A 21,183-nucleotide genomic window follows, 5' to 3' on the forward strand; every position below is an offset into this window, starting at 1 on the left:
CGGAGAGAACATGCTCAAATTCATCGCCAAGAAGGTTTTCGGCTCCGCTGCCGAACGCTATGTCAAGAAAGCCAAGCCTTTCGTGGACCAGGTGAACGCCCTGGAAACCCAGTGGCAGGCCCTGTCCGACCACGAGTTCCCGGCCCGCGTGGCCGCCTGGCGGCAGGAGGTGGAGCAGGGGCGCGACCTTTCCGAGATCATGCCCGACGTCTTCGCCTGCGTGCGCGACGCCGGACGCCGCGTGCTCAACATGCGCCACTTCGACGTGCAACTCATCGGCGGCATGGTGCTGCACGAAGGCAAGATCGCGGAAATGAAGACCGGTGAAGGCAAGACGCTGGTCGCAACCTTGCCCGTGGTGCTCAACGCACTTACCGGCAAGGGCGTGCACGTGGTCACGGTGAACGACTATCTGGCCCGCCGCGACGCCGAGTGGATGGGCGCGATATACAACTTCCTCGGGCTCTCAGTGGGCGTGATCGTGCACGGCCTGACTCCGGAGGAGCGCCGTGCGGCCTACGGCGCGGACATCACCTACGGCACGAACAACGAATTCGGCTTCGACTACCTGCGCGACAACATGGCCTTCAGCCTGAGCCAACTCGTGCAGCGCGGCCACAACTTCGCCATCGTGGACGAGGTGGACTCCATCCTCATCGACGAGGCGCGCACGCCGCTCATCATCTCCGGCCCCTCGGAGCAGTCCACGGGCCAGTATGTGATCGTGAACGATCTGGTGCCCAAGCTTGAGCGCGAGCGCGACTTCACCATCGACGAGAAGGCGCGCTCCGTGTCGCTCACCGAGGAGGGCGTGGCCCGCGTCGAGGATCTGCTCAAAATCGAAAACCTCTTCGATCCCGCGAACATCACCCTGCAACATCACACCCTGCAGGCGCTCAAGGCCCACAACCTCTTCCAGCGCGACGTGGACTACATCGTCTCCGAGGGCGAAGTGGTCATCGTGGACGAGTTCACGGGCCGCCTCATGCCCGGCCGCCGCTACTCCGACGGCCTGCACCAGGCCCTGGAGGCCAAGGAGCGCGTCGCGGTCAAGGCCGAGAACCAGACCCTGGCCTCGATCACCTTCCAGAACTACTTCCGCATGTACGACAAGCTCGCGGGCATGACTGGCACGGCCGACACCGAGGCCGTGGAATTCAAGCAGATCTACGGTTTGGACGTGATGGTCATCCCCACGCACCGCGACATGGTGCGCCTGGATCAGCCCGACATGATCCTGCGCACGCAAAAAGAGAAGTTCCAGGCCATCGCCGAAGAAATCAAGCGGCTGCACGAGAAGGGCCAGCCCGTGCTCGTGGGCACTGTGTCCATCGAGAAGTCCGAGCTCGTCTCCGCCCTGCTCAAGAAGTTGCGCGTGCCGCACAACGTGCTCAACGCCAAGAACCACGAGCAGGAGGCCCAGATCGTGGCCGAGGCGGGCCACAAGGGCAAGGTGACCATCGCCACGAACATGGCCGGCCGAGGCACGGACATCAAGCTCGGCGAGGGCGTGGTGGATATCGGCGGCCTCTACATCCTGGGCACGGAGCGCCACGAGTCGCGGCGTATCGACAACCAGTTGCGCGGCCGTTCGGGCCGCCAGGGCGACCCTGGCGAATCGCGTTTCTATCTGGCCCTGGACGACGACCTGATGCGTCTTTTCGGCTCCGAACGCATCTCCGGGCTCATGGAGCGCCTGGGCATGAAGGAGGGCGAGGCCATCGAGAACAGCTTCGTCTCCAAGGCCATCGAGAACGCCCAAAAGCGCGTCGAGGCGCACAACTTCGAGATCAGAAAGACGCTCCTCGAATATGACGACGTCATGAACCAGCAGCGCGAGGTGATCTACTCCCAGCGCCGCCAGATCATGACCGACAGCGACCTCACGCCCATGATCGACGCCTTCGTGGACGACCTTCTGGACGAGATTTACGCGCCTGTCATCGGCCACAAGGAAGAGCCGGACGAAGAGACCGTGGCTTCCGTCCGCGCCAAGCTCGAAGAGGTCTTCGACCTGCGCCGTTTCGAGGAGTTCCAGGCGGACGGGCTGATGAGCCGCGACGAGGCCGGGGCGCTCGTGCGGCGCAGCATCGAGGAGCTTCGCGCCCAGGCCCCGGCGCACTTCCACGAGATCACGCGCTACTTCCTGCTCGACTCGCTCGACCGCGTCTGGAAGGAGCATCTGCTGCACATGGATCACCTGCGCGACGGCATCGGCCTGCGCGGATACGGCCAGAAGGATCCCAAGCAGGAGTACAAGCGCGAGGGCTACAACCTCTTCCAGGACATGCTCGCCCGCATTAAGGAGAGCACCATGTTCGCCCTGTGCCACCTGCGCATCAAGGCGGAGGTCCAGGAAGACGACTTCAAGCACGAGGAGCAGAAGCAGGTCAGCTACTCGGCCGGAACGGAAGCGGCCGTGGCCAAGGCCAGGCAGCCGCAAAAGCGCGAGCAGCCCAAGGTGGGCCGCAACGATCCTTGCCCCTGCGGCTCGGGCCGCAAGTACAAGAAGTGCTGCGGCATGAACGCCTAGCAGGCCGTCCCAAAGGCGCCATCTGCCGCGTTGCCGCGAAAAGTTCAAATCCTCGCGTAGGCGTACTACGCGTCGGCCTTGAACTTTTCTTGCGCCTTGCACCTGGCCCTTTTTGAACGGCCTGCAAAGCGGAGCTTGCCGCAGCCTGTTGGGAACCCTGTCCTGACGGCATGCGCAATAAGGCGCGGCGGGGAGCAGGGCGAAGAGACGACGAGGGGAAAATCATGACCCCTGGGATGCGAAGGCATGGCATCGGCCGCGTGAAAGCGGGGTCGGCCGGGCGCGCGGGCGAGGAGAGCGTCCTTTTCCGCGATCCGGCCCTGCCGGGGACGCAGATGCTGCGCGCCCGCTTCGAGCGCCAGGTCTTCTCGCGCCACACGCACGACTGCTACGCCATCGGCCTGATCGAGGACGGCGCGCTCGGGTTCAGCTATCTCGGCGCGAACCACGTGGCCTCGGCCGGGCTGGTCAATCTGGTGGTTCCGGGCGAGCCGCACGACGGCCACGCCGCCGCGCCCGGCGGCTGGAGCTACCGCATGTTCTACCTCGAACCCGGACTCCTGGCCGACGCCGCCCGCGAGACGAGCGGAGCAGGCGGCTTAAGCGGGCTGCCGCATTTCCGCCACGGCGTTATCGACGATCCCGGCCTGGCCGCGCGCATAGCGCGCCTGCACCGCCTCGCCGAATCACGGAGCGCCAGCGCCCTCGAACTGCAAACCCGCCTGCGCGCCGTCCTCGCCCGCTGGCTGGCCCTGCACGCCGAATCGCGCAGCGAGCCGCGCGAGGCGGGCCGCGCGCCGCGCGCCGTGGCCCTGGCTCGCGAGATGCTCCACGCCCGCGCGCCCGAGAACGTCGGCCTGGACGAACTGGCGGCCGCGACCGGGCTCTCCCCCTTTCATCTGATTCGCGTCTTCACCCGGACCATGGGCCTGCCGCCGCACGGCTACCAGACTCAACTCCGCCTGGACGCCGCGCGCCGTCTCCTGTGCTCGCCGCATCCCGGCCTTCGCCTGGCGGACATCGCCCAGGAGTGCGGCTTTGCGGACCAAAGCCACCTCACGCGCGCCTTCAAGCGGGCCTTCGGCGTGACGCCCGGAGCCTACCGCAAGATCGTTCAAAACTGACGGGCCGCTTCCGGCGCATGGTCGCTCCATAAGGAGACGGCGATGCGCGACGAATCGAAGGCATGTCTGGATCTGGCCGCGGCCATGGTCATTGTGGGCAGCAGCGTGGTGGCGGGCAAGATGGCCCTGGCGACCATGCCCCTGTACACCTCGCAGGCCTTGCGCTTCGCGCTGGCCTGTCTGGTTTTGCTGCCGCTCCTTTTCCTGCGCGAGGGGGGCCTGCCGCGTCTTTCCCTTGGGCAGTGGGGTGTGGTGGCGGGGCTGGCCGCGTGCGGCTCCCTGCTGTTCAACGTCTTTTTGCTGCACGGCCTGCGTCTGACGAGCGCGGCCGCGGCTGGGATCATCGCCAGCACCACCCCGGCCTGCATGGCCTTGATCGCGGTCGTCTTCCTGCGCGAGCGCCTTTTCTTCCGCGCCTGGTCGGGCGTGGGGCTGGCCGTCGCGGGCGTGGCCGCGGTCAACCTGGCGGCAAAGGGCGATGGCGGCGCGTCGAGCCTGGCCGGGAACCTGCTCGTGCTCTGCGCCGTGCTGGCCGAATCGCTGTTCCTGCTCCTGCGCCGGGCGCTGCCGCCGGGCCTTTCGCCCTTGTGCGTGGCGACCCTGGTGAGCCTCGCGGCGCTCACGTTTTTCGTCCCGCTCGCGCTCCTCGAGCTGGCTGGCGGGCCGTTCCCGGTCATCGACCTGCGCGGCTGGCTCGTCGTGGCCTATTACGGCCTGGTGATCACGATTCTGGCCTACGTCTTCTGGTTTCGGGGCGTGACGCGCGTTTCACCGGCCACGGCGGCGGTCATGACAGGGATCATGCCCGTGGCCGCCGCCTGCCTGTCCTGGGCCGTGCTCGGCGAGGAGGTGCGGCCCGAGCAGGTCGCGGGCTGCACGCTGGTGCTTGGCGGCATCCTGTGCATGGCCCTGCCCGGCCGGACCGCGCGGCCGCGCGTCACTTTGTGAGCAGCGCGCGCACGAATTCGAGGAGATTGCCGCCGGTGAAGAGGTGGCCGGGGATGCCGAAGGCCTGTGCGGCCTGCATGTCCGAGGGCTTGTCGCCGATGAGGAAGCTTTGCTCCGTGCGGATGTCCCACTCCGCCTGGGCGCGGCGCAGCATGCCCGGCGCGGGCTTTCGGTCCTCGCACAGGGTGCGGTAGGGGCCCAGGCCCGCTTCGGGATGGTTGGGGCAGAAATAGGTGGCGTCGATGTGCGCGCCCGCGCGCGCCAGTTCCCTATCAATGTGGGCGCACAGGGCGTGAAACGCGGCCTCGTCGTAGAAGCCCCGGCCGATGCCCGACTGGTTGGTGACGACCACGACCAAGTATCCGGCGTCGTTCAGAAGCTTCACCGCCTCGGGCGCGCCCTTTATCCACTCGAAATCTTTGGGTTTGTGCACGTAGCCGTGATTGACGTTGAGCACGCCGTCGCGATCGAGAAAGGCTGCGGGCTTCTTCCGCCATGCGGCCACGGCGTCCTGCGGCGCGCAGGCCGCGTCGTCCGAGCGAACCTCGGCGAAGAACCCGTTGTAGACCGAGCCAGCGAGCGTTCCGCGTCCGGCAAGAAGCGGCAGAAGGCCGTGCGCAACGGACGCCACGGGCTCAGATGCGACGTCGAGCGCCTCTGAAGCGAGGCAGAGCGCGCCGCCGTCGACCAGGCCGGGGCCGCCCGCTTGCGGGGCGAAGCCGCGCACCATGCGGCCGTCGAACTCCACGCGGCCGGGAAGCGCCGCGTCCTGGACCCGGCGCAGGGCCAGCGCGCCCAGTGCCCCGGCCTCGCGGCGGCGAAGCGCGAGGTGGAGATAGTTGAGGTCGAAGAGCGCGGTTCCGTCGAGGACGAAGAATTCGTCGCAGAGCATGCCGCGCGGCGGCAGTTGCGCTCCTCCACCGCTCCACAGCCGGACGACGGCCCCGTGTGCGCGGCCCTGCCCGTAATGCTCCGCGAAGGCATGGGCCGCGTGGCCGACGCTCAGTATGATGTCGCGAATTCCGTGGCGCGCGAGGTTCCACAGCAGATGGTCGAGAAAAGGAACGCCCGCGCACGGCGCGAGCGGCGCGGGAAGACCGCTGGCGCCGAGTCTGGCGGATTCCCGCCCGTCGCACAGGATGACGGCCTGCATGTCCGTGCCCGCCTCGTGCCCCGGCCGAGGCTAGATGTATTCCGCGAGCCGTTCGCGGTAGTAGGCCACAGTGCGCTGCAGCCCCTGCTCCAGGGAGACCTCGGGCCGCCAGCCGAGTTCGGCCGTGATCCTGCCAAAGTCGGAGTAGTAGTCGCCGATGTCGATTTTCTTGCGTTCCTCGGGGAACTCGCGCACCGCGAACTCGCCGCTCCCGGCGGCTGCCACGAGCAGTTCGGCCGTCCCGCGCAGGGAGACCGTGCGCTCGCCGCCCAGGTTGTAGATGCGGCCCCAGGCCTCCTCGCGGCACGCGGCCAGGAGCATGGCGCGCACGCAGTCGTCCACGTAGGTGAAGTCGCGCAGTTGTTCGCCGCCCCAGATCTCGAACGGCCTGCCTTCGAGCAGCAGGCGTATCCAGATGCCCAGAAACGTCTGACGCGCGTCCTTGATGCGCATGCCCGGGCCGTAGGTGTTGGTCAGCCTGAGAACCGAGGAGCGGATGCCGTACACTTGGTGGTAGAGCAAATGATACCACTCTCCGGCCACCTTGTTGATGCCGTTCACGTCCACGGGCCGGATGGGATGGTCTTCGTCCACGGGCAGGTAGTCGGGCTTGCCGTAGATCTGGCGTGTGCCCGCAAAGACGATGCGGATGGAGGGGTTGGCGGCGCGGCAGGCTTCGAGGATGGAAAGCTGGGCCTTGGCGTTGATTTCGAGATCGGTGTGCGGGTCGCTCATGGAGTCCATGTGGCTGGTCTGGCCCGCAAGATTGAAGAGCACGTCGCGGCGCTGCACGAGCCAGCGCATGGCGTGCTGGTCGCGCACGTCGGAGATGTTGACCGTGACCTTGTCGCGGATGTCCGCGATGTTCGCGAAATTTCCGCCGTACTCGGGGATCAGGCTGTCCACGAGCGTCACGCTCGCGCCGAGCTCGACCAGGCGCCGAGCCAGATTCGAGCCGATGAAGCCCAGCCCGCCCGTGATGAGGACGTCTTTCCCCCGATAGTAATCCATTGCGACTCCCGGCTGATTATGAGCGGTCGAGGATGTGCTTACCCAGAGCAGAAAATAGTCCTGATTTCTGTTTGGCTATTATACCGCGCCGTGGTGCGAGTCCAGCCGGTCGGCGGGGCACGAGCAGGCCAAGCGCGGCGTCGCGCGTCTCAGCCGTTCTCCTGCTCGCCGAAACGGTCGAGGAAGCATTGCTCGGCCTTGGTGTCGCCGATCAGGAAGAACTCGTCGCCCTCCTGCAGGGGCTTGGACGGGTCGGGGTTGACTTCCAGGCCGCCTTTGGAGTGTACGGCCACGACGCTGCATCCGGTCTTGTCGCGGATGCCGCTGTTCAGGAGCGGCATCCCGGCCAGCCTTTTGGGCACGGACGCACGGAAAATGTTCAGCCCCTCGGTGAGCATGAGCACCTTGCCCGGACTCAGGAGGTTGATGACCGTGTTCGCCACGAGCGAGGCATAGGACATCACGAGATCGGCCCCGGCGGTGTGCAGGATGCCGATGTTGCGGTCGAGCGTGGCCCTGGTGATGATCTGCACGTCGGGCCTGAGTTTGCGGCAGTAGATGGTCAGATAGATGTTCATGTCGTCGTCGTGGGTGGTGATGAACACCGAGGGCGCCTCGCGGATGCCCGCCTGCTCCAGCACGTCGAGATCGGCCGCGCTGCCCGTCACGGTATTGGCGTCGCTCAAGGCGACCTTCGGATTCTTTTCCACGATGCAGTAGTGGATGCCCTGCTCGCGAAGCTGCTCGGCCGCGGCCATACCCACGCGGCCGCCACCCAGGATGAGCACCGGGCCGACAGGACCGTGGCCGCCCGTGGCGGCCGTCTCCTGGCTCACGAAGGCGTCGAAGGCCGCGATCTGCTCTTCGGTTCCGGCAAGCACGAGGACCGTGGACGGCGAGAGCGGGGTATCGGGATTGGGCGTGCGGAACCGACCGCGTTCCCAGACTCCGACCACGTTTACGCCCACAGCCTCGCGCAGCCCGCTGTCGCGCAGCGACCTGCCCACGAGGCTCGTACGCATCACCGGGGCCTCGGCCACGATCAGAGATTCGAACTGCCCGGCGACGCTGGAGCGCTTGGCGCCCGCCAGCGAACGCCGAGCAAGGGAATGGCCCAGAAGCTTGGTGAACTGCAGGACGTGCGTGCTGCCTGCGAGCGCCAGGATGTCCAGGGCCTCGTCTTTGTCCGCGCCGCAAACCACGGGCACGGCGGGGCTGACTTCGCGCACGGTGAAGGTGATGTTGGTGTTGCGCACGTCGTCTTCCAGAGCCACGACCATGGCTGCCTGGCCCACGCGCATGCGTTTGAAGGTTTCGGGATCGTCGTAGTCGCCCACGGCGGCCGTGAGGCTAAGATCGTGCAGGGCCAGCGTGGTGGCCACGTCTGGGCAGAGGATGACGTGGTCGTGACCGTAGCGAGAGAGCTTTTCCGCGAGGTGTTGGGCAGTCGCGTCGGTGCCCACGATGATGACGTGGTCGCGCGTCTCCGGATCGAGTTCGCGCGGCGCGCGTGAGCGCTGCTGGGCCTCCAGCCAGGGGGCGTAGAAGAACTGGATGAAGGTGAAGGGCAGCATGACCAAAAGGAAGATGATGCCCGAAAGCAGCACGACGATGGAGAATACGCGGCCGATGTCGCTCGTGAAGGTGATGTCGCCGAATCCGAGCGTGGACATGACCGTGAGCGTCCAATAAAAACCCGTAAGCCATGTGAACTCGCGCTCTTCGAAGGTCATGAGATAGTGGAAAAGTACGCTGTACAGGGTGACCACGAAGAGCAGCAGGAGCAGGAATTTGAAAAGGAACTGCACGTTGCGCCGTGTCGAGCGGTTCTGCAGAAAGTAGGCGAGTTGGGAGGTGACGAATTTCATATCCACGTTCCTGATGACATTCGATTCAATGCCTGCCGAGCTTCTCGGTTACCCTGCCTTGCCGGGGCGGCAACGGGGAGCCGGGCCCGCCGGTGTTGCCGTGGTATCTTGGAGCGCGTGTTCGCGTCAATGAAGGGGGTGACGGAAAAAAAGCCGCCCGGCGGACGCCGGGCAGTTCAGGCTGCTGAAAAAGGGGGTGGTCCACAAGCTCACCGCCGTCCGACATCTGCCGGACGGCGGTGAACATTTGGCTAAAGCCAGAGCGCCCAGACCGTGACGATGACCGTGGTCACCAGGGTCAGGAAGATGGGCGAGGCCAGGGGGGGCCTGTCGAGATCGGCGTCGTAGTCGCGCGTAGGCGGCAGGAAGGTTCTGCGCAGCGCCTGCAACGGGTTCTTGGCCAGGATGCCCACCCAGTGGGCGAAGGCGAAGGCGCGCTTGTCGGCGGTCTCGAAGAAGAGGTTGATGTTGCCCACGATCGCCTTGCGGAAGTAGGGCGCGGACGAACGGTAGAACCAGTCCATGTCCAGGGATATCTTGTTCTTGGGCGTGAGCTTCTTGCGCACCAGCCAGAAGCCCAGGAAGGTGAAGATCAGGATCTGCACGGCTTCCACGAGGTGCGGGATGGTGAAGGGATCGTAGTCCATGGCGTAAGGCAGTTCGACGTAGAGCAGCCCAGGCATGATGCCGTAGAGGATGCACAAAAAGGCGGTCACGCTCATGGCCACGATCATGCCCATGGGAAGGGGCTTGGGCGTCAGGTCGCTCTTTTTCTCGTGGAACCAGGTGTAGTAGGGCAGCTTGATGCCCACGGAGAGGAACGTGCCCACGGAGGCCAAGATGAGCAGGAACTTGGCGGTGTAGAAGTGGGCCTCGCCCGCGGCCGCGACGATGATCGACTTGCTGATGAAGCCGTTGAACAGCGGCGCGCCGGAGATCGAAAGGGCCGCGACCATGTACAGCGTGAGCAGAAGGCGCATGCGGGGCGCAAGCGCGCCGAGTTGATGCAGCTTGCTGGTGCCCACGGAGTAGAGCACCGCGCCCGTGGTCATGAACAGGAGCGCCTTGTACAGGATATGGCTGAAGGCGTGGGCGGCCGAACCGTTGATGGCCAGTTCGGTGCCGATGCCGATGCCCGCGACCATGTATCCGACCTGGCTGACGATGTGGTAGGCCAGGATCTCCCGGATGTCGTTGGCCAGGAAGGCGAAGGTGACGCCGTACAGCGTCATGAACACGCCGGCCACGAGCAGGATGTTCCAGCCTGGGAAGAGCGAGGCCAGCACGTACACGGCGGTCTTGGTCGTGAAGGCGCTCAAGAACACCGAGCCGGTGACGGTGCCTCTGGGGTAGGCGTCGGGCAGCCAGGCGTGCAGGGGCACGACGGCGGCGTTGACGGCCACGCCCGCCAGGATCAGCCAGGCGGCGGCGGACTCGCCGGGCGCGAAGCTGGTCAGGAGGATCGAGCCGGTGTTCTGGATCTGGAGGATGATCCCCATGAGCAGGAGGCTCCCGCCCAGAAGGTGGAAGAGCAGATAGCGCATGCCCGCGCGGCGCGATTCGGGAGTGCGGCGCGCCCAGACCAGATAGGTCGAACCGGCGGCCATGATTTCCCAGAAGACGATCACGGTGAAGAAGTCGCCCGCGAAGGTCACGCCGAGCGCGCCGCCCGCGTATAGGAGCGAGGCGACCTGTTGGCCCGTGTCGCGCAGGTGCAGGGAATAGATGCCGCCGACCAGGGCGATGAGTGCGAAGATGATGCCGAAGACGCGGGAAAGCTGCGTGACCTGGCAGATCACGAGTTCCCAACTCGCGAAAGGCACGGTGATCTGCGTTCCCACCGGCATGGTCATGACCGACCACAGCGCCGCGAGCGGGAAGAGCAGATAGGCCCAGCAACGGACGCTCTTGGGCAGGAGCGGAAGGACGAGCGCCCCGGCATACATGGCAAGAACGGGCGGGAACATCATTCGCTGTCTTCCTTGTAGTAGTCGGGGTCCTTGGTCACGACGTGTTTGCCGAGGGTCTTGGCCCCGAAGATGAGGGCGAGACACCCCACGAAGCCGAAGGCCGCGAAGAATCCGGGAACGGCCTCCCACCAGTAGTGGGACTCAATGAACTGGCCGATCACGGTGGCCACGGTGAGGGCGCCCAGGGCGATCCAATGCCATGTTTTCATTTCACGAATTCCACGATCATGGTTTGCGGGATGCTGTTCAGCACGCTCGTCGTTATTCCGCTGGCGAGGTCGAAGAACCCGAAGAAGAGGTTGGGCGCGACGCCAAGCAGCACGGAGAGCGTGGCCACGATGCAGATGGGCACGACCATGAGCAGGATCATGGGCCTTGCCTCGGAGTTGCGGTATTTTTCAAGGTCCGGGCCGCCTTCGCGGAAGAAAGCGCGCAGCACGATGGGGAAGAAGTAGGCCGCGTTGAGCAGGCCGCTTATGAGGAAGACGATGAGGAAGAAGGTATAGCCGCCATCGGCCGCGCCCCGGCAGAGATAGAACTTGCTCAGGAAGGCGTTGATCGGTGGGATGCCCGAAAGCCCCAGCGCGCCGATGGTGAAGGCGGCCATGGTGAAGGGCATGACTTTGCCGATGCCGTTCAATTGCGAGATCTCGGTCTTGTGCAGGTTTACGTAGATCGCGCCCGCGCAGAAGAAGAGGACGATCTTGGTGGTGGCGTGGTTGGCCAAGTGCAACAGGCCGCCGGTGAAGGATTCGGGGGTGAGCAGGGCCACGCCGAGCACGATGTAGGAGAGGTGGCCGACCGTGGAATAGGCCAGCCGTTTCTTCAGGTTGTCCTGTTTCATTGCGATGATCGAGGCCAGGAGGATCGTGACCGCCGCGAAACTGGCCAGGATCATGTGCAGCCCGAAGGCGTGCATGGTCTCGGGGCCGAAGACGTAGCCCACGATGCGGATCACGCCGAAGACGCCCGACTTGACCACGGCCACGGCGTGCAGCAGGGCCGAGACCGGGGTGGGCGCGACCATGGCCGCGGGCAGCCAGCTTTGCAGCGGCATGATGCCGGCCTTCACGCCCACGCCCGCCATGAAGAGCAGGAACAGCATCTTGGCCGTGCCGCCGTCGAGTTCGATGCCGGTGAAGATGCCGCCGGGCCTGAAGTCCATGGTGCCAGCCAGGTGTCCTGTCCAGGCCGCCGCGACGATGAGCAGAAGGCCAGCGGACAGCGCGTAGGTCAGGTATTGGCGGCCAGAGCGCAACGCTTCGGCGTTCTCCTTGTGGATGACCAGCGGGTAGGTGGCCAGGGAGAGGATTTCGTAGAAGATGACGAAGGTCAGCAGGTTCCCGGAGAAGGCGATGCCGATGGTCGCGCCGACGCAGACGGCGAAGCTCGCGAAGTAGCGGGTCTGCTTCTTCTCGCTGTTCCCCCGCACGTAGCCGATGGAATAGAACGATGTCAGAATCCACAGGCCCGAGGCCACCAGGGCGAAGAACAGGCCTGCCGCGTCGGCGCGCAGCATCAGTTCGATGCCCGGCGAGATGGTGACGATGGAGTACTCGGCCACGCGCCCGGCGAACGCGTCGGGCAGGAGCGAAAGCACGAGCGGAAACTTGATGAAGGCCGCGGCCAGCGTCCAGAATTCGCGCAGGTTGGGGTTGCCGCGCGAGGCCACGATGAGCGGCACGGCCACCAGCGAGACGAGGACGGCCAGGAACGGAACTATGGAGGTGTAGGTCTCTGTCATGGTCGCGTCCTGTTTAGAGCCGTCCGGGGATCATGGGGGTGATGAAGGTGGTCACGATCCAGGCGTTGAAGACGCCGAGAACCAGGAGGCTCACGGCCAGAATCAGCGTGGGCCCGAGCATGGACGCGGGCGCTTCGCCGTGTCCCTCGGGAGTGAGGACTTCGGCCTCTCCTTTGCTCGGGTCTTCGGGGTCGGCCTGGGGCGCGAGGTACATGCGTTCGAGCACCCGGAAGAAATAGACGGCGTTGAGCAGGCTGCTTAGGATCAGCGCGATCACGAACAGCCAGTTGGAGGTCTCGATGGAGCCCATCACAAGATACCACTTGCTGAAGAACCCGGCCGTGGGCGGCAGGCCGATCATGGAGATGGCCGCCAGGGCGAAACAGGCGGCCGTCCAGGGCATGGCCGTGCGGATGGAGTTCACGAAGCTCGGGATGTAGCTGTGCCCCATGCGCAGCCTGAGGTTGCCGCTGATGAAAAACAGGCAGGCCTTCATGCACGCGTGGTTCAGGGCGTGCAGCACGGCCCCGATGATGCCCAGCGGCGAGGCCAGCCCGATGCCCAGGGCGATGTAGCCGACCTGGGCCACGGAGCTGTAGGCCAGCATGCGCTTGAGTTCCTTCTGGCAGACCGCGAGGATCGACCCCCAGATCATGCCGATGGCGCCGAGCGCGCCCACGGCCATGATCAGCGGGGTTTCGACGTTGACCAACTCGGGGTCGGCGATGAAGAGCATGAGGCGGATGAGGACGTAGGCCGCGACCTTGGTGCCGATGGGCGCGATCAGCGCCGTGGCCGAGGAGGCGGCATGCGTGTAGGCGTCGGCCAGCCAGGCGTGCATGGGGAAGAGGGCCATCTTCAGGCCCATGCCCAGGACCATCAGGCAGATGCCCACGATGACCGGGGCCGAGTCCTGCACTCCGGGCAGGAGTTGGGCGACCTCGGCCATGTTCAACGAACCCACGCTCATGAAGACCAGGGCCAGTCCGCCGAGGTAGAAGCCCGCGCCCGCGGTGCCCAGCGTCAGGTAGCGGAAGGCCGAGACCGGAGCGCGGCGGTCGCCGATGGCGACCAGGGCGTAGCCCGCAAGTGCGCCGATTTCGAGAAAAACGTAAAGGTTGAAGAGGTCGCCGGTCAGGACCATGCCCGTGAGGCCCGCGAGCAGCAGCATGGCCAGGGAGAAGAAGGGTACGACCTTGTCGGGAATCTCGTGGGACGTGCTCTTGCCCGCGTGGATCAACACGAGGACGGAGACGGCCGAGATGAGCGCGCAGAAGAAGGCCGAGAGCGGATCGAACACGAATTCGATGCCGAACGGCGGCAGCCAGCCCGCCATGTAATGATGCAGCGGACCCTCATCGAGCACACGGAAGAGCCCGGTGACCGAAATGAAGAGGGTGAAGCCGCTCGCGGCAACGGCCAGGATCTGGGCGAATCCCTTGCGCAGCATCCCGGCAAGCGGAATCAGGAGCGCCGCGAGCAGGAACGTGAAGGGAATGAGGACGGGTATGTTACTTGCGTTCATTTCATCCGTTCCAGCAGCAGCGGCTCATCCAGCGTCTTGTATTGCCTGTAGATCCTGATGATCAGGGCGAAGGCCACACCCAGCGTCACGACCGCCACGACGATGGCCGTGAGCATCAGGGTGTGCGGCAGCGGGTTCAGGTAGAGGTCGGGATTGTCCAGTCCCCGCGACTTGTCGAGGATGGTCACCGTCCCCCCTTCCTTGTAGGCGCTGACGATCCACAGCAGGATCGTGGCGCTTTGCACCATGGACATGCCCATGATCTTCTTCATCAGGTTCTGTTTGACCATCATGGCGTACAGCCCGATGATGAAGAGCGCGACCAGGAAGAGGTAGGGGTAGTAGCCCTTGATGAACTCAATGGCGGGCATGGTCAGCTCCCCAGCAGGTCGTCGTAGATGGATATGAGCACGGTCATGACCGCCATGGTCACGCCGAGTTCGATGAACAGGATGCCGTAGTTCCTGATGTACGCAGGTTCGAGGCCGGGAATGGGGATGGCCGCGTAGTCGAGGAAGTTGCCGCCGAAAAGCAGGGCCGCGAGGCCTGTTCCCGCGAAGAGCAGCGCGCCGATCGCGGCCAGGGGGATGTTCAGCCGCGTGGGCATGATGGGCTGTGTGGCCGCGAGGCCAAGTGTCATGCGCAGGAGGATGATGCTCGCGGCCAGGAGCACGCCGCCTTGGAAGCCGCCGCCCGGGCTGTAGTGTCCGTGGAAGAAGACGTACAGGCCGATGATCTGGATGACCGGCGCGATGCCCCGACTGCAGATGTGGATGATGGGGCTTTCGCTGCCCCCCTGCATGATCCGGCAGGCGTTTTCGTTGCGTCTCAGGGCGCTCATGGCTTGCGCCTCCTCAAAATATAGAGGCAGGCAAGGCCCCCCGCGAAGACCACCACCGTCTCGCCCAGCGTATCGAAGCTACGGTAGTCGGCCAGGATCACGGTCACGAAGTTCGGCGTCTTGGCGTCGGGGTAGGCGTTTTGGATGAAATAGGCGCCTGCCAGGGGCTTGCCCAGGGAGTTCTCGACCTTGTTGGCCGGAGCCGAGAGGTCGCCGCGCGGCGGGAGTTCCACCACGGCGGCCGTGAGCACAACCGTCAAGGCCAGAAGGACGAGCAATTGGAGCGTTTTCAATCCACACTCTTCCTTGAGGTAAGAAGGATGGCGATGATGTTGAAGACACCGACGGCTCCGGCGCCGACAACTGCCTCGGTGAAGGCCACGTCGATGGCTCCGAGCGAGACCATGACGCAGGCGCTCATGAAGCTGAAGATGTTCAGCGTCACCACGGCGGCCAGGAGGTTGCGCAAGCCCAACGCGACCACTGCCGACACGATCAGGATCGTGAAGAGGGTGAATTCGATCATCCAGGGCATCAGCGTGCGTCCTTGTCCCGGGTGGCCTTGAGCCACGGCTTGAGCCCGGCCAGGAAGGCACGGCGCGACAGCGCGTGCGTGGCCACGGGGCTCGTCACGACCACGAAGGCGATGATCAGGAGCAGCTTCGCGCTGTTGAGCGTGAAACCCTCGTGGACCATCATGCCCATGAGCAGCAGCATGATGCCCAAGGTATCCACTTTGCCCGCGGCGTGGCAGCGGGTGTAGAAATCGGGCAGTTTGTTGATGCCGATGCTGCCGATGAGCATGAAGGCCACGCCTCCGACCATCAGCGCCACGGCGACTATTTCCTGTATGTTTTCGAGAAGTTCCATGGTCACGACCTTGACGACGCCTTGAGGTATTTAGCCATGGCGATGACGCCCACGAAGTTCAGGATGGCGTATCCGAGCGAGATGTCGATGAACATGTCGAGACGGTCGTAAATCAGTCCGAAGAGCAGCACGATGGTGATGGTCTTGGAGCCGACCGCGGCCACGCCCAAAAGCCTGTCGAAGAGCGTGGGCCCCTTATATACTCGGTAGAACGGGATCAGGAGCACGATGCCCAGGACAAGGGCCAGGGTAAGGAATACGTCGTGCATCTAGCGCTCCTTCCTGGTGGTGATCGTGCATACGTTGCCGCAGGCGTCCTCGCCCGAAATGTCGCCGCAGTAGAGCTTGGCCACGCGGCTTTCCATGTCGCCGGAGACGAGTCCGGCAGCGGTTTCGTCGGTCAGGGCGTGAACGATGAAGGTGTCGTCCTTGATGTCCATGGTCACCGTGCCGGGCGTGAGGGTGATCGAGTTGCCCAGGATCATGCGGGCCATGGCGTTGGGCTGCTTCGAGGTGAAGCGGACGATCGAGGGAGATATCGGCGAGACGGGCTTGATGACCACCCAGGCCACGTAGACGCCGGATTTGACTATCTCTTTGAGCAGCCAGACAAGGTAAAGCATGAGCCGACCGAGCCTGATGCAACTCGCGCCGCAGGTCTCCCCGGCCAGGGGCAGGCTCCGCAGATGGGCGTTCATCCAGACCACCAGGGCCACGGAGATGACGCCGAAGAAAATGTGCAGAAAGTCGTAATGGCCGCTCAGGACAAGCCAGATGGCCATGAGCAGCACGGCCTGGAGGATCATGCCGCGGTAACGGGCCCAAAAGCCTGTGCGCGCGGCGGGCGGGGTCGAGGTGTCGTGTGCTGCCATCTCTTCCGATCGCTTTGTTGGTGACGGAAAACCCTGCTCGGCTCGACGAAAGCCTTGAGGGTCAAACTTTTCAGCCGCCTTAGCTGCCATGCCTTGAGCGCCCTGTCAAGAAAATGCCGCACGCCTATCGTATTTTGGGGCACGGCCTTGGTCCACGCTGCAGCTTTCCAGAGGGTTCTCAGCGGCGAGTGGTATCTCGGGCCGGACAATATTTCAAGTGAAAAATTTCTTAAACGTCCGCGAAGCGGCAAGGCGACTTGCGGCGGTCGTTCCTTCTTTGCTACACGATATGCGGCGAGCCCCGGAAGGTGCGCCTTTTTCGTTGAGCGCGGCCGCCGCGCCTTGTGGCGGGGAACCCGAAATATCCTGCGGTTCGCCGTTGCGCGGCTAACACTTGACGGCGAGGCGGCGGGCGAAGGGTCCTTCTTTCGAAAACATGAATTTTGTCGTCACGATTCGTTCAGGGAGTGTCGCCATGCGGCCGGACGCGGTGTGATGGCGGGAGGAGAGCGATGCGCATCTTGATTGTCGAGGATGAGCCCACGGTTGCCGAGGCCATCAGCAGCGGGCTCAAGGCCGAGGGGTTCGACACCGTGGTCGCCGCCAGCGGCGAGGAGGGCTTTTTCCAGGCCAGCACCGAATCCTTCGAGATCATCGTTCTCGATCTCATGCTGCCGGGCCGCGACGGCCTGGAAATCCTGAACGCGTTGCGCGGCCGGGGGGTGCACACGCCCGTGATCGTGCTCACCGCGCGCGACGGCGTTGACGACCGTGTGCGGGGCCTGGACCAGGGCGCGGACGACTATCTGGCCAAACCTTTCGCCTTTCCCGAACTTTTGGCCCGTATCAGAGCGCTATTGCGGCGCGGCAGGCCCGAGGACGTTCTGAAGCTTCGCGTGGCCGATCTGGAGATGGATTTGGTGTCGCGCGCGGTGTCGCGTGGAGGCAGGGAGATCGCGCTCACCGCGAAGGAGTACGACCTCCTCGAATACCTCATGCGCCACGCCGGCCAGATCGTCACCAGGGCCATGCTCTCCACCGACGTCTGGAAGGCCTCGCGCCGGGCCACGCCGCTGGACAACGTCATTGACGTGCACATCACCCGGCTGCGCAAGAAGGTGGATCATGGCAGGGGCAAGCGGCTCATCCACACGGTCAGGGGGCTCGGCTTCGTGCTCAGGGAGGAGGCCGGTGGCGGGAGCTAGACGCCTGCGCGCCCGTCTGGCCTGGTTCTTCGCCGTCAGCTTGGCCCTTCTTCTTCTCCTGTACACGCTTTTGGCGTGGCTGACCTTGCGCCAGGTTCTGAGCGAGCAGCTTGACGAGCGGCTCGGCGCGGACGTCAGGACCGCGCTCTTCGCCGCCAGAGTCGCAGAGACCGAGGCTGATGGGGGCGATGCGGAGCGGGTCGAGGACATCTTTCCCCTACGCTGGGCAATTATCCGGACGAGCGACGGGGAAATCGTCTTTTCGCACCACCCCAGGGAACAAGGCGCAGTCTTGCCCCATTCCGCGTTCGACAGCGATGCGCCGGTCGGTTCCACTAGGTGGCAAGATCATTCTCCCCCGGAGATGCCGGAGCGGAACCTGCGCGTGCTCACGCGTCGCGTGGCGGCCGCAGATGGCCGCATCTTCGACGTCACCGTGGCCAGGAGCCTCGGCCCCATGGAGCGCGAACTGAAAGCCTTCGTCCGCGTCTATATCCTGCTGGTGCCTTTGGGGGTCCTGGTCGCTGGGTTTCTGGCCTATCTGGCCGCCGGGCGGCTGCTCCGGCCGGTGGGCGAGATGGCCGCGCTGGCCGGGCGCATCCGCGCCAAGCGCCTGTCCGAGCGCTTGCCCGTGGATGGCCAGTACGAGGAACTCGGCCGTCTGGCCGAGGCTTTCAACGACACCCTGGCCAGGCTGGAGGACTCCTTCGCTCGGCTTCGGCACTTCACGGCCGACGTTTCGCACGAACTGCGCACTCCGCTCATGGTTCTGCGCAGCGTGGGAGAAGAGGGGCTGCGCCAAGCCAGGGACGCAGAGGATCTGCGCGAGGTCGTCGGCGAGATGCTGGAGGAGGCGGACAAGCTCGCATCGCTGGTGGAAACGCTGCTTTTGCTCGCACGCGCGGACAGCGGCGAGGTCAGGCTGGCCATGTCGCCCCTGGACGTTTCGACCCTGGCCGGGGAGAGTGCGCATTTTCTCGATATTCTGGCCGAGGAGAGGGGGCAGCGCATCGTTTTTGAGGGCCGCGAGGGAGCAATGGTCATGGCCGACCCCGGCGTGCTTTCCCAGGCGCTGAACAACGTGCTGCACAATGCGCTACGGCATTCTCCGCCCGGCAGCACGGTCACTGTCCGGATCGTGACAGGCGCGGAGGAACACGTCGTGGAGATCGAGGACCAGGGACCCGGCATCGAGGCCGAGCACCTGCCGCGCATTTTCGATCGCTTCTACCGCGTGCGTCAGGATCGTTCGCGAACCACGGGCGGGTCTGGCCTGGGGCTGGCCATCGCGGCCTGGGCCGCGAGTTCGCACGGCGGGCGCATCGAAGTGGAGTCAGAACCGGGAGTGGGCAGCCGTTTCAGGATCGTGCTGCCCGCCCTTGCCGCCGCCAACGCGGCTTCGCCCGGAAAACCGGGTCTATGAGCCATCGGGAGTCCCGGACGCGTCCGAGGATTCCCGTTCTTCGAGCAGTTTCTCCAGCGCCGCAAGCCGCGCTCGCAGTTCGACGAGTTCGTCCTGCGTGGCCATGCCCGCCTCGCGGGCCATGGTCATGGCCTCGGCCTTGCCCTTGTCGCGCATCTGCTCGGCACGCTCGGCGAACTGCGCAGCCACAGCCCTAGCCATGATCCGCGCCTCGTCCTGGGCCTGGCCCGCGAGCGAGCCCAGCGCCTCCGCCGCCTTGGCCAGCGCGTCCTGCGCGCCGTCCTTGGCCATCAGTCCGAGTCCGAGCCCCATGAGCAATCCCTTGGCGAATCCGTCCATGTCGCGTCCTTTCCATGCCCGTGCGCGGGCGATCACTTTGTTTTTTTCATCAGGTGCACTACCAGCCACATGCCGAAAAGCCCCGAGATGGTGAAGCCCGAAAGGCCGAATATCGGCATGCCGCGCCAATGGGGGCCGATTCCGGAGACGTAGATCAGCGACGAACCGATAACGAGCGAGGCGGCCACGAGACCCGATGCGATGACGTAGGCCACCCCGCGCAGATTGGACATCTGGCGGTCCAGGCCACCCTGGCGCAACTCCACGGTGAGCTTGCCCGCCTGGGCCAGTTCGAGCACGTGGGCGGCTTTTTGCGGCAGGCGGGAGAGCGCGCGCAGCGAGTCTTGCAAGTCGCCCAGGAGTGGCTTGTCGGAAAAGATCAACGAGGCGCGCTTGATGGCGTAGCGCATGGCCACGGGTTTGAGCGCCTCCATGGCGTCGAAGCCGGGTGCGAGCACCCGGCCGCACGCCTCGGTGGAGAGCAGCGCGCGGCCCACGAGAATGTAGTCGGGGCGAAGCAGCACGCCGTAATCCCGGCACATCTCGGTCAGGTCGAGCATGAAACGGCCCAGGTTGGCGTTTCCGCCCACGGGCGCGCGGACCTTGTCGATGACGAACATGACGTCGGTGACGAAACGTTGGAAATCGAGCAACGGCGGCACGCGCACAGCCATCTCCAGGGCGATCTTGGCCACTCGGACCGGATCGTTCTGGGCCAGGCCGATGATGTAGTCCACCAGGGCCTGGCGCATGTCGGCCGAGAGGCGTCCGACAAGCCCCCAGTCGAAGTAACACAGGCGGCCGTCGGACAGGATGCGCACGTTGCCCAGGTGCGGATCGGCATGGAACATGCCGTGTTCGAGCATCTGGGCCACTGCGCAGCGCAGGCCCGCGTGGGCGATGCGCTCCCGCTCCTCGGGCGGGCCGTCGTACTTGTCCAGGCGAGCGCCCTCCATGAACTCCATGATCAGCACGTCGGATCTTGCCCAGTCCTCGGCCACTGCCGGGGCGGTGATTTCGGGGTCGTCGGCGAACATGGCTCTGAAGAGTTGGATGTTGCGTGCCTCGTTGATGAAATCCAATTCCCGGCGCAGGGATTTTTTGACCTCGGCCACCACGTCGGGGATGTTCACGGCGCGTAGCGACTCCACCCGTTCGTGCAGGACGCCCGCGAGATAGGCCATGATGTCGAGGTCGGCCTCCACGGTGGCAAGAACGCGGGGGCGTCGTACCTTGACGGCCATGTCGCGGCCCGCGAAGGGGCCGTGGCGAAGGCGGGCCCGGTGCACCTGCGAGAGCGAGGCCGCGGCCGTGGGCGTCTCGTCGAAGAAGGAGAAGATGTCCGAGAGTGGCATGCCGTAGGTCCGTTCCACGTGGGCGCGGATTTCCTCGAACGGCTCGGGATGGACGTCCTCTTGCAGGTGTTTCAGTTCCTCGCAGAGCTCCAGGGGCACGAGGTCGGGACGAAGCGACAGCACCTGGCCGACCTTGATGAAGGTCGGCCCCAGGTCCTCCATGGCCATCCTGATTTTTGTCCACACGTTGCGCTCGCCGGTTGTTTCGCAAGTTTCGCAACGAGGCCGTCTGAAGGGCAGGCGCACGAGGTCGAGAACTTCTCCGAAGCCATGGCGGGCCAGGATCAGGGCGATGTCCTTCAGCCTCCCGATGGAGGCGGTGGAGCGGGTGATGATGCTGAACGGGTTTTCCATGCGGGTTCTCCGACTCCGCAATGTAGCAAAGGCGGCCGCCGCTGGCTA

The 21,183-nt window shown here is 64.9% G+C and carries 21 protein-coding genes; 5 read left to right on the forward strand and 16 right to left on the reverse strand.

Annotated elements, in window-relative coordinates; genetic code table 11:
* The first annotated feature begins 10 nt into the window (after window positions 1-10).
* From secA to DSAT_RS09135, 3 genes are all read left to right on the forward strand, one after another.
* Complete coding sequence (gene secA, locus DSAT_RS09125) at window positions 11-2,533, forward strand: preprotein translocase subunit SecA (protein ID WP_020887212.1); 2,523 nt, start codon at window positions 11-13, stop codon at window positions 2,531-2,533.
* A gap of 224 nt (window positions 2,534-2,757) precedes the next feature.
* Window positions 2,758-3,657 (forward strand): helix-turn-helix transcriptional regulator, encoded by a 900-nt coding sequence (locus DSAT_RS09130; RefSeq protein ID WP_020887213.1) that lies wholly within the window; start codon window positions 2,758-2,760, stop codon window positions 3,655-3,657.
* Window positions 3,658-3,699: 42 nt separating this feature from the next.
* Complete coding sequence (locus DSAT_RS09135) at window positions 3,700-4,605, forward strand: DMT family transporter (RefSeq protein ID WP_020887214.1); 906 nt, start codon at window positions 3,700-3,702, stop codon at window positions 4,603-4,605.
* Here DSAT_RS09135 and gmhB read toward each other — a convergent pair.
* The 14 genes from gmhB to DSAT_RS09205 all read right to left on the reverse strand — a co-directional run bounded on the left by gmhB (window position 4,595) and on the right by DSAT_RS09205 (window position 16,459).
* Window positions 4,595-5,758, reverse strand: a complete 1,164-nt coding sequence (gene gmhB, locus DSAT_RS15775) for a D-glycero-beta-D-manno-heptose 1,7-bisphosphate 7-phosphatase (protein WP_020887215.1) — start codon at window positions 5,756-5,758, stop codon at window positions 4,595-4,597. The two genes, DSAT_RS09135 and gmhB, sit on opposite strands and share 11 nt — an antisense overlap.
* Window positions 5,759-5,788: 30 nt before the next feature.
* Window positions 5,789-6,769, reverse strand: a complete 981-nt coding sequence (locus tag DSAT_RS09145) for an NAD-dependent epimerase/dehydratase family protein (protein WP_020887216.1) — start codon at window positions 6,767-6,769, stop codon at window positions 5,789-5,791.
* A gap of 149 nt (window positions 6,770-6,918) precedes the next feature.
* Window positions 6,919-8,637, reverse strand: coding sequence for a potassium channel family protein (locus DSAT_RS09150; protein ID WP_020887217.1), 1,719 nt, complete (start codon window positions 8,635-8,637; stop codon window positions 6,919-6,921).
* A 251-nt stretch (window positions 8,638-8,888) separates the two neighbouring features.
* A complete protein-coding gene (locus DSAT_RS09155; protein WP_020887218.1) occupies window positions 8,889-10,607 on the reverse strand; it encodes a Na(+)/H(+) antiporter subunit D in 1,719 nt (572 codons plus the stop codon).
* Window positions 10,604-10,816, reverse strand: a complete 213-nt coding sequence (locus tag DSAT_RS09160; protein ID WP_020887219.1) for a hypothetical protein — start codon at window positions 10,814-10,816, stop codon at window positions 10,604-10,606. Before DSAT_RS09160 ends, DSAT_RS09155 begins: the two co-directional genes overlap by 4 nt.
* Window positions 10,813-12,351, reverse strand: a complete 1,539-nt coding sequence (locus tag DSAT_RS09165; RefSeq protein ID WP_020887220.1) for a monovalent cation/H+ antiporter subunit D family protein — start codon at window positions 12,349-12,351, stop codon at window positions 10,813-10,815. Before DSAT_RS09165 ends, DSAT_RS09160 begins: the two co-directional genes overlap by 4 nt.
* Window positions 12,352-12,364: 13 nt before the next feature.
* Entirely contained in the window at window positions 12,365-13,876 is a 1,512-nt protein-coding gene (locus DSAT_RS09170) for a complex I subunit 5 family protein (protein WP_020887221.1), read from the reverse strand.
* Entirely contained in the window at window positions 13,873-14,247 is a 375-nt protein-coding gene (locus DSAT_RS09175; RefSeq protein ID WP_020887222.1) for a cation:proton antiporter subunit C, read from the reverse strand. The genes DSAT_RS09170 and DSAT_RS09175 overlap by 4 nt, the downstream gene beginning before the upstream one ends.
* A gap of 2 nt (window positions 14,248-14,249) precedes the next feature.
* The gene (locus DSAT_RS09180; RefSeq protein WP_020887223.1) at window positions 14,250-14,717 is read right to left on the reverse strand and encodes an MnhB domain-containing protein; all 468 of its coding nucleotides are present in this window, start codon (window positions 14,715-14,717) and stop codon (window positions 14,250-14,252) included.
* On the reverse strand, window positions 14,714-15,010 hold the full coding sequence (gene mbhE / locus DSAT_RS09185; RefSeq protein WP_020887224.1) for a hydrogen gas-evolving membrane-bound hydrogenase subunit E: 297 nt from the start codon (window positions 15,008-15,010) through the stop codon (window positions 14,714-14,716). Before mbhE ends, DSAT_RS09180 begins: the two co-directional genes overlap by 4 nt.
* Entirely contained in the window at window positions 15,007-15,252 is a 246-nt protein-coding gene (locus DSAT_RS09190; protein WP_020887225.1) for a hydrogenase subunit MbhD domain-containing protein, read from the reverse strand. Before DSAT_RS09190 ends, mbhE begins: the two co-directional genes overlap by 4 nt.
* Window positions 15,252-15,587 carry a monovalent cation/H(+) antiporter subunit G gene (gene mnhG / locus DSAT_RS09195; protein WP_020887226.1) on the reverse strand — a complete coding sequence of 112 codons (336 nt, stop codon included), beginning with the start codon at window positions 15,585-15,587 and terminating at the stop codon, window positions 15,252-15,254. The genes DSAT_RS09190 and mnhG overlap by 1 nt, the downstream gene beginning before the upstream one ends.
* 2 nt (window positions 15,588-15,589) lie before the next feature.
* Window positions 15,590-15,856, reverse strand: coding sequence for an MrpF/PhaF family protein (locus DSAT_RS09200; protein WP_020887227.1), 267 nt, complete (start codon window positions 15,854-15,856; stop codon window positions 15,590-15,592).
* Complete coding sequence (locus DSAT_RS09205) at window positions 15,857-16,459, reverse strand: Na+/H+ antiporter subunit E (protein WP_020887228.1); 603 nt, start codon at window positions 16,457-16,459, stop codon at window positions 15,857-15,859. It lies immediately after the preceding gene.
* Window positions 16,460-16,971: 512 nt separating this feature from the next.
* Here DSAT_RS09205 and DSAT_RS09210 point away from each other — a divergent pair.
* Window positions 16,972-17,664 (forward strand): response regulator transcription factor, encoded by a 693-nt coding sequence (locus DSAT_RS09210; protein WP_020887229.1) that lies wholly within the window; start codon window positions 16,972-16,974, stop codon window positions 17,662-17,664.
* Entirely contained in the window at window positions 17,651-19,087 is a 1,437-nt protein-coding gene (locus tag DSAT_RS09215; protein WP_020887230.1) for a sensor histidine kinase, read from the forward strand. The genes DSAT_RS09210 and DSAT_RS09215 overlap by 14 nt, the downstream gene beginning before the upstream one ends.
* On the opposite strand, the gene DSAT_RS15515 is transcribed toward DSAT_RS09215, so the two are convergent.
* Both DSAT_RS15515 and DSAT_RS09225 read right to left on the reverse strand, forming a co-directional pair.
* A complete protein-coding gene (locus tag DSAT_RS15515; RefSeq protein ID WP_020887231.1) occupies window positions 19,082-19,426 on the reverse strand; it encodes a hypothetical protein in 345 nt (114 codons plus the stop codon). The two genes, DSAT_RS09215 and DSAT_RS15515, sit on opposite strands and share 6 nt — an antisense overlap.
* 32 nt (window positions 19,427-19,458) lie before the next feature.
* The gene (locus tag DSAT_RS09225) at window positions 19,459-21,135 is read right to left on the reverse strand and encodes an ABC1 kinase family protein (RefSeq protein WP_020887232.1); all 1,677 of its coding nucleotides are present in this window, start codon (window positions 21,133-21,135) and stop codon (window positions 19,459-19,461) included.
* Between the last annotated feature and the right edge of the window lie 48 nt (window positions 21,136-21,183).

Origin of the sequence: Alkalidesulfovibrio alkalitolerans DSM 16529, assembly GCF_000422245.1 — a bacterium.
In the GTDB taxonomy this organism is placed as follows: domain Bacteria; phylum Desulfobacterota; class Desulfovibrionia; order Desulfovibrionales; family Desulfovibrionaceae; genus Alkalidesulfovibrio; species Alkalidesulfovibrio alkalitolerans.